This is a genomic window from Saccharopolyspora sp. NPDC002686 (genome assembly GCF_040295745.1).
In the GTDB taxonomy this organism is placed as follows: Bacteria; Actinomycetota; Actinomycetes; order Mycobacteriales; family Pseudonocardiaceae; genus Saccharopolyspora; species Saccharopolyspora oryzae.
The window spans coordinates 1-1,908 of sequence record NZ_JBEOVY010000622.1 but is presented as its reverse complement, the minus strand read 5'-3'; the positions used below and the strand labels follow the sequence as shown (position 1 = coordinate 1,908).

The following is a 1,908-nucleotide window of genomic DNA, read 5'->3' as shown; positions in this document are numbered from 1 at the left end:
CCGGACGCAAATTCCATTGAAATCGGACGTCTGATTTCAATGGAATTTTGATCCTGGGCGGTGACTCGACTGCGCGACCGGCGCCGCTGCTGATCGCTCAGCGGTTGCGCCAGGAGCTGTCGAGGGCAGCTTCTTGGAGGTCCAGCTCTCGGAGGACCCTCCGGAGGATCTCGTCGTCGAGGTGGCCCGCGTCCCGTTCGTCGGCCATCGCCGAGCGCTGGACCTCGAGGAGGTCGCGGCGGAGGTTCGAGAAGCCCCGGCTCGCGGTGTCCTCGCGCTCGTCCGGGGTTCGGCCGACCTGTTCCGCCGCGGCCATGCCCTGGTGCTCCACCAGGGCCTTCATCCGGGTGATCATCCGCTCGTAGCGCTCCGGGTCGGTGTTCAGGTCAGCCGGGGTCAGCTGATCCAGGTAGCGCAGGGCGGCGTTGGTGGCCGTCACCCGGGCTTCCGCCTCGGCGTGGTCGTCGCGGGCCGCCTCGTCGGGGTCGATGACGTCGAGCTTGCGGATCAGCCAGGGCAGCGTGGTGCCCTGGACCAGGATGGTGGCGACCGTGATCACCGACGCGATGAACTGGATCAGGTCCCGCGCCGGGAACGGATCGCCGGTGCTGGTGGTGAACGGGATCGCGCCCGCCGCGGCGAGGGTGACCACACCGCGCATCCCCGCCCACGACAGCACCGCCGTGCGCCGCCACCGGCCGCCGGGCCGTTTGCCGGGCGAGAGCAGGTGCGACAGGCCGGGCAGGTAGTTGGAGCTGAACATCCACAGCACCCGGAAGCCGATCGTCGCGGCGAAGATCGCCACCGTGGACAGCAGCAGCGAGCTGATGTCGCGCCCGGAGGCGATCAGCTCGTCGACCACGGTCTTCAGCTGCAGGCCGATGTAGGCGAACACCAGGCTCTCGAGCAGCAGGTTGATCGAGGCCCAGACGGTGTGCTCCTGCAGGCGACCGGCGGCGCGGGCGCGCGGCTGGTTGTGGCCGACGTAGAGCCCGGCGGTGATCACCGCGAGCACGCCCGAGCCGTACAGCTCCTCGGCGGTGAGGTAGGCGAGGAACGGCACCAGCACGCCCAGCACCGTGGCCACCTGCACGTCCGGGATGCGGGTCCGCGCGGCCTGCGCGAGCACGCCGAACACCAGCCCCAGCCCGACTCCGACCACCACGGCCAGCACGAACACCAGCACGCCGTGCGCGAGCGTGGGGGTCGTGCCGACGACGGCGGCGATCGCCATCCGGTAGATCGTCAGCGCGGCGGCGTCGTTGATCAGGCTCTCGCCGCCGAGGATCGTCATGACGCCGCGCGGCAGCTTCAGCTGGCGGCCGATCGAGGAGGCGGTCACGGCGTCCGGCGGGGCGATCACCGCGCCGAGCACGATCGCCGAGGCCAGCGGCAGCTCGGGGATCAGGACGAAGGCCAGCCAGCCGATCAGGAACGACGTGGCGATCACCTGCAGCACGCCGTGGTGCACGATCTTGCGGATCTGGGCCCGGAAGTTCGTGTAGGAGCTCTCCAGCGCCGCGGCGTAGAGCAGCGGCGGGAGCACGACGGTGAGCAGCAGGTCCGGGTTGATGTTCAGCTCGGTGGGCACCGGGATCAGCGACACCAGCAGGCCGACCAGCACGAGCAGCAGCGGAGCTGCGATCTCGCGGCTGCGGGCCAGGGCGGTGACGAGCAGCGCGCCGATCAGCACGAGGAGCAGTTGGACCACCGGGTGACACCTCCGTCCATCATGGACAGGTTAGGCAGCCGATCCCCCCGCTGGCTCGTCGTTCCGATCCTGATCACAGCCCTCACCCGTCCAGGTGAACTCCCGGTCGCAGGGAACTGCAGTTTCAATTGAAACTGTGATCCGCCGTGGGTGGGTTCCGCAGTTTCAATTGAAACTGCGGATTCGCGAGCCAGGAC

The 1,908-nt window shown here is 69.1% G+C and carries 1 protein-coding gene; it reads right to left on the bottom strand.

Annotated features, from left to right (window positions below):
- Positions 1 to 97: 97 nt before the first annotated feature.
- The gene (locus tag ABTZ89_RS38355) at positions 98 to 1,711 is read right to left on the bottom strand and encodes a Na+/H+ antiporter (RefSeq protein ID WP_270952952.1); all 1,614 of its coding nucleotides are present in this window, start codon (positions 1,709 to 1,711) and stop codon (positions 98 to 100) included.
- Positions 1,712 to 1,908: the final 197 nt, after the last annotated feature.